Here is a 9,527-nt window from a genome sequence, read left to right as displayed (position 1 = left end):
AATTGAATCTGATTTTTAGCCATTTTCATTTACCTCCACACAGACTTATTTTAAGTATACGCCTATGGGAGCTGAATTTAAGTGATAATCAGGAATTATTAACGTCTACAGGTACATGAAAATGTTTTTATCTGAATTGCCTCTTGCCATTTCCTCTCGAAAGGAATAAAAAAGCATAAATTAAGAATAAAAATTCAATCGAGAGTCTGTTATGAAAGAACGCAGCACCGAATTAGTTGAAGGATTTCGTCATTCTGTTCCGTACATCAATGCACACCGTGGTAAAACCTTTGTGATTATGCTTGGTGGAGAAGCTATTGCTCATGAAAATTTCTCTAATATCATCAACGATATAGGATTACTGCATAGTTTGGGTATCCGCCTAGTCGTCGTTTATGGCGCCAGACCTCAAATTGAACAAAATCTTGCAGACCATCATTACACACCGGTTTACCACAAACATACCCGTGTAACCGATAATAAAACATTAGAATTAGTCAAACAATCTGCTGGTTTGCTGCAACTGGATATTACCGCACGTCTTTCTATGAACCTGAATAATACCCCGTTACAAGGAGCCAATATTAATGTCGTCAGCGGTAACTTCATTATAGCTCAACCTCTTGGCGTTGATGATGGGGTGGATTATTGCCACAGCGGAAAAATTCGCCGCATCGATGAGAATGCCATAAATTGCCAATTAGACAATGGCGCAATCGTGCTAATTGGCCCTGTTGCAGTTTCTGTTACTGGAGAGAGTTTCAATTTGCCATTTGAAGATATTGCTACTCAGTTGGCTATCAAACTACAAGCTGAAAAACTGATTGGTTTCTGTTCTACTCAAGGTGTACAAGACAAAAACGGAAAAATTCTATCGGAAGTTTTCCTTAATCAAGCACCAGAGCTGATTAAAGAGCTAGAAGTTAAAGGTGACTACTATTCAGGTACAATCCGTTTTTTACGGAGTGCAGTAAAAGCTTGCCGTCGTGGCGTTCGTCGCAGCCATTTATTAAGTTATCAAGCTGATGGTTCTCTACTTCAAGAATTATTCTCCCGAGATGGTATTGGCACTCAAATAGTGATGGAAAGCGCAGAACAAATACGCCGAGCTAACATCAATGATATTGGTGGTATTCTCGAACTTATTCGCCCACTGGAACAACAAGGTATTCTGGTTCGCCGTTCAAGAGAACAACTTGAAAGAGAAATTGATAAATTCATCATTATCGAACGCGATAACCTGACCATCGCCTGTGCTGCGCTTTACCCTTATCCTGAGGAGAAAATTGGCGAAATGGCTTGTTTAGCGGTTCACCCTAAATACCGCAGCTCTTTAAGAGGTGAAGTATTACTAAATCGTATTGCGGAGCACGCCAAACAGTTCGGACTGGAAAAACTGTTTGTTCTGACTACCCGCAGCATTCATTGGTTCCAGGAACGGGGTTTTGAGCCAGCAGAACTCTCAATGCTACCGATTCAGAAACAAGTGTTATACAACTATCAGCGCCGTTCTAAGATTCTTATGCTGAATTTAGAACCACAACAATAAACGTATTTATGCCGAAAGGTTTACATTGCCCTGAATTCAGCGGCAATGATATTAAACTTACGGCATCTTGGATTCACATAATAAGCGCAACACCATTAATCTGTTTTTAATTCCACACTGACTGACATACTTGGCGATTAAATAAATGGTTATTTTGTATTTTCCATTCATATTAAATGATGAAAGCGCGCCCCAAAAGTTAGACATTTTGCCTGTCGAAAGACAGAAGTCCTCATATGGGGCGCTTACATTTAAACGGCGCAATTCACCTATTTATGAAGACCCGCGATAACCATCGCGGGCCTTATTACCGATCAGTTCCAGTTAGCTGCCAGCACAGGTTGCAGCCGCTGTTGCTCGACATCGCCGAGCATTGTGGTCGCAGGTGTCGGCGGCGCGAAGGCAGCCATAGCCTGGACAAGATTTTCGACATTACTGTCCATCAACCGATGACCGTCACCCGCCATGATGCTACCTGGTCGTTCGGAAGGACTGGCATACCAATTATGCAGTGTTACCTCCTGCTTGCTGCCAATGACCGAAATTTGCAGATCCTGCCCTTCATGCTGGAACCACAAACGCTCAGGGCTAATATCCTTTCCGAACACCAAGTCCCCCATATCACCACTAAATTCCAAATCGTTGTCCCCATGTCCGACTTCTACCGTCGACATAGTTCCCTTGGTAACAATATGGTTATTACCCTCCCCGACTTTCACTTTCGACATAATACCACTGGTCATGATATAGTTATCACCATTCCCTACTTTCACCTCTGGCGTACTACCGCTAACCACAATATTGTTATTACCATCCCCTACCTTCACCTCCGGCATACGACCGCTGGCCACGATATGGTTATTACCATCCCCTACTTCTACCGTCGACATATCACCGCTAGTCACGATATTGTTATTACCATCCCCTACTTTCACCTTCGCTGAAATTCCCGTGCCAGTAATGCGATTATTACCATGTCCGACTGTTAGTCTGTCGACCTTGCCGACAATGACATTGTTACCATTACCTAGCGTGATATTGGAATTCCGGCCGGTCACATTAACCTTATTATCACCGCTGCCGGCAACCACATTGCCACCTATAGCTTCCACATTGATAGTCTTGCTCTCGTCCCCCAACGTAACCTTAGCAAAGGGCATTTCGACCGTAATGGAATTAGGGTCAGTAGTCACCGGTGTAGGTTCCGCTGCTGGCTCAATTTTCGGAACGTTAAGCGTTGTGCGCGGCTCAACAGGAGGAGTGCTAGTCGGCTTCCGGTCAATCAGTGACATCCGGTCAACATTCTGGTCAAAATGCGACCTCAGGTCGACAAAGCCAGTGCCAATTCTAATCGGCTCCAGCTTAACAGGGGTAACTTTAATCATATCCCGGTCAATATCAATAGAAGAAATTTTAGTCAGATTCCAGTCAATAAGGGGAATGCTAACCGGCTTCCTTGGGGGAATACTAATCGGCTTCAGGTCGATAGGGGAAAGTGGTAAAGACTTATCAACGCCAAGGGGGGCGACAATTGGTGTCAATGAACCCGGTACAGTAATCGTTGGTTTATCAAGAGATTGCGTCACCACTGGCTTGACCGCTGGGACCAAATCCGGCGTAGGCTCCGCAAAAAGGAAGTCGGCCGCATCGACCTGCGAAATGTCCAAGGTATCGAGATACAGTAACTTCACGTTTGAATCAGTACCGCTGGCCCCATTAAAGATAACTTCAACGCCATGAATTTGTGACAGGCCGTTGATCGTGCCACGATTACTCTTAGCAATTGTGAGTTGGCTGAAATCAGTGACACCGGTTTGACGCAAATCAATTTTATCAATGCCGTGCCGGAAGCCACGTAATGCATTCTTGTAGTCCTTGACACCCAGTTGGGCTGCCACCACAAAAACGTCTGACGCCGCACTGTCATGGCTATAGATCGTCCCATTCAAGCTAAATTTCATCTGGCCCTGAGCATCGCTAGTGAGCATGACGCCCTTGCCGCCGCCCTTAAGGATCACGGTTCCCAAGCCTTCTTGTGGCTGGAGCGTTGAGGCGTCGCTACTCGTATAAGCCACCGGGGCGATAAAGGTGTCCTGGAACTTGAAGTTCGCCGCACCGATCCCGGCGAGTGTCTGATTTTTCAGGACAATGCTCTGCCCCTTACCCAGATCGACCTTAACATCCGCCCCCTGCTGCGTCAGCAACAGATCGGCAAACGTTTTTCCACGAAATCCGACCAGATCGATGATCTCGCCACGAGCCGCCTCGAAGTTGCTAATGATATCGCTACCCGCCTCACGGCGGTGGACCACAAAGAAGTCCTTGCCCGCACCGCCTGCCAGTGTATTGTTTCCACGCCCGCCATCAAGCAATGCATCGGCATTACCAGCAACCAGCGTATCGTTGCCATCGCCGGTGACAATGTTCTGAATGCCCGACGGATTCTTTATTGTCAACGCTGTGCCGCCAATGTTGGCAACGCCAGTCAGCAAGTTGACCGAGGTATCCCGCGAAACAGCCGCCGCATTGAGAGTATTACGCCCTCCCGCCACGCCATTCGCCGCATCATCCAACACCGCGCGGTTGGCCTGCCCGACCACCGATTGGATATATTCGTCGGTGTAAAAGTAAGTGTCATCCGAGGTGCTCTTGCTGCCGTACAAACGTAGCGACCAGGTATTTAATGTGACCGGCAGGCCGGAATTCGCATCGCTCACCTGTAGGGTCCAGTTGCCAGCCGAGCGTTCACCAAAATCATGGGTCGACATAAAGCTGTATTTGAACGTCCCCGACTGGCTACTACCTAGATCAGTCGCACTCGCGCCCGGCATGCCGTCTGGAACCTTACCCTGACGATTGAGCAAGATGCTCTGAGTGCCATCAGGAGAGATCAGTTTGAGCGTCAGATCGCCAAGACGGCCTACCTGAGCGTCAAAATCGATCTCGACATGTTCGACATTCAGACCGGCATTCATGGCGATGGATGACGTCAGCGTTTCACCTGCTGCCAAGGTTTTCCCCAGAGGGCCGCTGGATGCGCTATAGACGAACTCGTTGGCAGCGGTGCTTTGAGTCATCCAAGATTCAGCCAGGCGAACAGCGGCTCGCGCATCGATTTGACCGAAACCGTAATCGTTGCTGGTATGCATACCGCCGCCATTCCAGCTATGGCTACTATTATCGTTCCATGCGGTAGAGGGGTCATTGATCTTGCGAGCGGATAGAGCAAGGATCTGCTGCACATCCCGATAGCCTAAGTTCGGGTTGGCCTCAAGCATCAACGCAACAACACCGGAGACTATCGGCGCGGCAAAGCTGGTGCCTTGCATGCTGGTATAGTCATTGCCGAAAGTTGAGCCACGTTCGGTTTTCAGCATATAGCTGGTAGACACGACATTGCTGCCCGGCGCCGAAACCAACAGGCTGGCTCCCGGGTTGGAGAAGGGTGAGGAGCCAATCTGCAAAGTCGACAAATCGCCCTGTGCATTGATTGCACCGACTTCCACCGAAAAGCGGTTGTTATTGGTCAGCGACCCTTGGGCATTGCCGCCTTCTGCACGATGGTTGCCGCCCGCCGCCACGATGACGGTACCCAACCCGCCACGACCATTAGCCGCCGCATACTGCGCATTCATGCTCAGCGACGCGGCAGTATTTATGGAGCCGCCCTGAAAGCTGCTGAGCGCGAAATCGTTGGCAAATCCCCAGCTATTGTTGGCAATATCAAAACTGACCATATGCCCCAGTCCCGCAAGATCGGCTCCATCATTAGCCAGATAATAGCCGCCCAACGTAGCATCATGGGCAACCCCGACGCCACCGGTATTATTCTTCGCCGCGACCATCACACCCGCCACCATCGTCGCGTGGTTGGAGACCACATTCGGCAAGGTGCCATTGGTTTGTTGAGTCTGCAACCAGGCTTTGTCGACATTCGCCGCAAGGTCGGGGTGATTGACATCAAATATTTCAGGCGCGGTAGCAAACTTACCACCCGGCTCGAACTGACCAATGCGTACCCCCTTGCCGGTGTAGTCCTTCCAGACCGGCAGAATGTTGGCATCGCTCAAATACCATTGCTGAGCAGCTAATGGATCAAGCGGGACTTCCGGGGTCAGTAATGTCGCAACGGCGCGCATCGGCGCTGTTTCCCCACTGCTTAGATCGACTACCGATGCTGACGGATTCCCGGCTGCGTCAGTTACACCATATTTAAAGCTAATGACACCGGTGTAATTTGCATCCGGCGTAAACAAGACATCGCCCTGGGCTGTGAGTTTGACCGTACCGCCTATCGCATCCCCAACATTGGCAATGCGCAGGGTACCCTGACTGTTAAGGTGTTGATCGTTAGCCAACAGACTTTCTGCGGCAATCAGATGTGGCTGAGTACGATCAAAAACCTTGCCGTCCTTGTCGTGAGTGAGGACATCCTCGACAGGCATCGCATTGGGTGTTTGTAAATCAACCGCCGAAATATCTGAAAAATTGAGTTTTTGGATATTTTTCAGCGTGACCGTGCCGTCACGCCCGGCGACCTTATCGGCCACTACATACCCACTGTCGGTACGGGTAATTTGGTAGTCGCCGTGGTTACCGTGCAGGCTGACGATGTTGATCCCGCCGTCCCCATCAATCGTAGCATTGCCGTGACCCACTTCGATCACATCGTCACCAAAACCGCCAAAAATCTTATCATCGCCGCCGCCAGCGTGAATAATGCTGCCGCCTTCGGAAGCATAGATTGTGTCGCCCTGAGGACCGGCATAGATAACCGACTTACCCGTGCCACCAACGATGGTGTTGTGCCCGCTGCCGCCGACCAGGACGTCGTTACCCATGCCACCTATCAGAGTCGAATTGCCGGAGCCCCCCTTGATAAAGACACCGTTGACACTACCGCTTATGATAGTATCGTTGCCGCTCCCTCCTTCGGCGATGGTTAAACTGGCTTGACCCATGTTCAGCTCTACGCCTTGGTTACCGACAATGATCGCCGTATCGTGCCCGCCATTGCCGTGAATGTTTTTCGTATCGTCAGAAGCGCTGATAACAAAAACGTCATCGCCGGTACCACCGACATAGGTATTGCTCCCTGCGCCCCCGACCAGCCAGCTACCAGTTTTTGCCGCAATCAACGTATCATTGCCGCTGCCACCATACAGATTGCTTACTCCCAGTTGCTCCGCATTTAGGGTTTCATCTGTTTCACTCTGGCTGGCGTAAGCCGTGGTAGTGATATCGTTGGTGGTGGAAGTCACTTTCGTACCAGCCCCCTGAGTGCTCAGGGTGTTGCTAACGGTATCACCAAGAAAATCAACGGCTAGCATTTCCTGAGTTTTACCATTGATAGTAAACGATCCACTGGCAACAACTTTATTCCCATCACGGACTTCCGTTTTGTTCGAAGCCCGGACGTTTATCTGAGTAATACCCAATTCCGCCAGTGTCTTGAGTTCGCCCACACCGACTTTCGCATCGCGGGTACTGTCGACCCAAACCCGCAGCTTGCTCCAGATCGGGTCATTCTGATCAATCACTCCGTCTTTATTAGCATCTTCACTGGCTAAAGCACCGAAACCATCCTTGAATTTTTTTTCGCCAGCGGCACCGTTTATTCCGGCCTTACCACCGTAGTATTCGGAGAACATCTGGCTGGCATTTTTTATCTGACCGCTACCATCGTCGATCACCAATATCCCGGTATTGCGATCCGCCCAGCCGCTGCGCTTAAGCGTGCCGCTGTTATCCATGTCGAACAGCACGCCGTCACGAATGTCGGTCATGTGCACACCATTGCCGCCCAGATCCAATAACAGCGGGTCAACATAAGTGTTAAACGTTGTCATCGCCGACAAGCCATTCAACGTCACAGCATTGCGTAAGCCAAAGTCCAGCTTGCTGATGTCTCCGGGTTGGTAGAAAGGCTTGTAGAACTCCGACAGATAGCTGTTGGGCTTGACATTGGGATCAAGCTGCATTTCACCGGGACGAATACCACCGGTGGCAAGGCCAGCCATTTGGGTTGAAGTGAAGTCTGTTTTATTGAGCATATCCCCGCGGGCAGACATTTTATGGGTTGCGGAATTTTGTATAAACCCGTTAGCAACATCCTGCTGAGCTTTGTTTTCGCCCTGAATATACCGCAGAGGTTTTGGCGTGGACACGATATCGATGTTAATCAATGGCTTCATCGGTAGAGTGATTTTAGTATCCTCTGGTCTAAGCCATAAACATGCTCGACCACTTTCATCGTCCAGATAATAAAAATCACTATAACGAATATAACGACTCAAGTTGTCACGGATAATTCGACTTCCATTATTTTGCAACATATCACGCAAATGCATAGGATTATGATTAGGGAACAGTTCTCCCTTGGAACCTTTTTCGTTATAGCCAATGGCTTTTAATGATGCAAATACGAAATCCACGCAACTGTTTTTAGCCACGTTGTAATGCTTAGCATCAAATCCAACTAACGATGGGTCTTCTGAAAAAACTTTTAACCTGTTGTACTGAAATTCAGACAATTCTACGGTGGTTTTGTAAGAGGTCTCTTGGTAGGCGGCATTATCATTATTCGTTACTTGCCCTTCGCCCCACAGTTCATCATACCGTGACTCGAAACCGTAACTTTTTTCATTTCCGTTCCCGTCACTTAAAACATACCACATATGACCGCCAAACGAAGAATGTACATCTCCCGCCTTGTGCTTATTCTTATCGGCCTGATAAATATACTTAGCCCCCATCGGAGCAACTTTATAGGTTACGGTATACTTCTTTTCCATACTTATTATTTCCTCTACTGGTTATTTCTCTTTGTTTTTTCTGAACAAATCAAATTTTGGGATTAAAATAGGCGAATTCTGCAAAACTCTCTATGTCATTAAAGGTAGGGACATCCTCCAAGGTGGTAATTGCCGCAGAGTAACGTCCGGGGAGTAACTCAAATATTTTAATGTTTCGCACAGCTATATTTATTCTTCTTCCTTCGTAATCGAAGGAACGCCCCCAACCGCTTCCCACAGCGTTTATTTTTCCATCAAAAAAAACCTTGCTATCTCTAACTAGATGAAGCGAAACGGGGATTATTACCCCGTCCTTATCAACATTCCCAAACAATTCAAGCCGCCTTTTCATTTCTTCATAGTCATTCCCTTTATCAAACAGCAAGGCAAACTGATAATTTCCTTCCTTACTGATTTCAAAATCAAATTTAACTGATTGACCAGACTTCGACACATCAATCGGTTTGTATATATCAATGGGCTTAGAGCAGGCCATTAATAAGGTGCAGCTCATAAAAATAATAATATTTCGCCAGTTTTTGAACCTTTCATATATACGTAATAATTTCATTTTGTCACTCCAAATTTTGATATTTCCTTTGTTTATACTGATACCATTTTAAATCTTCTTAAATTTTCGGATTAAAATATGTGAGCTGTACAAAACTCTGAATGCCATTAAAAGCAGAGACATCTTCCAATGTAGTAATTACCGCAGAATAACGTCCGGAGGGTAACGAAAGTGTTTTAATTTCTCGCACAGCCGTATTTATCCTTCTCTCTTCATAATAGAAGGCTTGCACACCATCAAGCCTCACTACGTTTATTTCCTTGTCAAAAAAAAATATTACCATCTTTAACTAGACGGAACGAAATGGGGATTGCAACCCCATCATGATCAATATTCCCGAACAACTTAAATCTCCTTTTCATTTCATCATAATCATCCGTGGTAGCAAACAGCAGGGCAAACTGATAATCTCCAGCCTGTCTCTTGCTGAGTTCAAAATTAATCTCGACGGTTCGACCAGAATGCGACACATCAATCGGTTTGCGTATAGTCTCAATGTGCTTAGAGCAGGCCATTAATAAGGTGCAACTCATAAAAACAATAATATTTCGCCAATTTTTAAACCTTTCATATATACGTAACACTTTCATTTTGTCACTCCAAATTTTGATAT

At 47.3% G+C, this 9,527-nt stretch carries 5 protein-coding genes; 1 reads left to right on the top strand and 4 read right to left on the bottom strand.

The features are described from left to right. Positions 1-211 precede the first annotated feature (211 nt). Entirely contained in the window at positions 212-1,549 is a 1,338-nt protein-coding gene (gene argA, locus BA1DRAFT_RS16710; RefSeq protein WP_036781440.1) for an amino-acid N-acetyltransferase, read from the top strand. Between the two features lie 314 nt (positions 1,550-1,863). On the opposite strand, the gene BA1DRAFT_RS16705 is transcribed toward argA, so the two are convergent. The 4 genes from BA1DRAFT_RS16705 to BA1DRAFT_RS24535 are packed head-to-tail and all read right to left on the bottom strand — an operon-like array spanning position 1,864 to position 9,504. Beyond that, positions 1,864-8,343, bottom strand: a complete 6,480-nt coding sequence (locus BA1DRAFT_RS16705) for a S8 family serine peptidase (protein ID WP_036781438.1) — start codon at positions 8,341-8,343, stop codon at positions 1,864-1,866. A gap of 49 nt (positions 8,344-8,392) precedes the next feature. Beyond that, entirely contained in the window at positions 8,393-8,914 is a 522-nt protein-coding gene (locus tag BA1DRAFT_RS16700; RefSeq protein WP_036781436.1) for a DUF5625 family protein, read from the bottom strand. A gap of 58 nt (positions 8,915-8,972) precedes the next feature. After that, positions 8,973-9,197: a DUF5625 family protein gene (locus BA1DRAFT_RS24540; RefSeq protein WP_338049310.1), complete on the bottom strand. Its 225-nt coding sequence runs from the start codon at positions 9,195-9,197 to the stop codon at positions 8,973-8,975. Continuing rightward, positions 9,178-9,504, bottom strand: a complete 327-nt coding sequence (locus tag BA1DRAFT_RS24535; protein WP_338049309.1) for a DUF5625 family protein — start codon at positions 9,502-9,504, stop codon at positions 9,178-9,180. Before BA1DRAFT_RS24535 ends, BA1DRAFT_RS24540 begins: the two co-directional genes overlap by 20 nt. Positions 9,505-9,527: the final 23 nt, after the last annotated feature.

It is taken from the genome of Photorhabdus aegyptia (genome assembly GCF_000612035.1).
GTDB classification, from domain to species: Bacteria; Pseudomonadota; Gammaproteobacteria; order Enterobacterales; family Enterobacteriaceae; genus Photorhabdus; species Photorhabdus akhurstii.
This window is presented reverse-complemented; position numbering and strand designations above follow the sequence as displayed.

Coding starts and splice junctions, on each gene's coding strand:
- argA (WP_036781440.1), top strand. CDS start 212: ATGAAAGAACGCAGCACCGAATTAGTTGAAGGATTTCGTCATTCTGTT.
- BA1DRAFT_RS16705 (WP_036781438.1), bottom strand. CDS start 8,343: ATGGAAAAGAAGTATACCGTAACCTATAAAGTTGCTCCGATGGGGGCT.
- BA1DRAFT_RS24535 (WP_338049309.1), bottom strand. CDS start 9,504: ATGAAAGTGTTACGTATATATGAAAGGTTTAAAAATTGGCGAAATATT.
- BA1DRAFT_RS24540 (WP_338049310.1), bottom strand. CDS start 9,197: ATGGTAATATTTTTTTTTGACAAGGAAATAAACGTAGTGAGGCTTGAT.
- BA1DRAFT_RS16700 (WP_036781436.1), bottom strand. CDS start 8,914: ATGAAATTATTACGTATATATGAAAGGTTCAAAAACTGGCGAAATATT.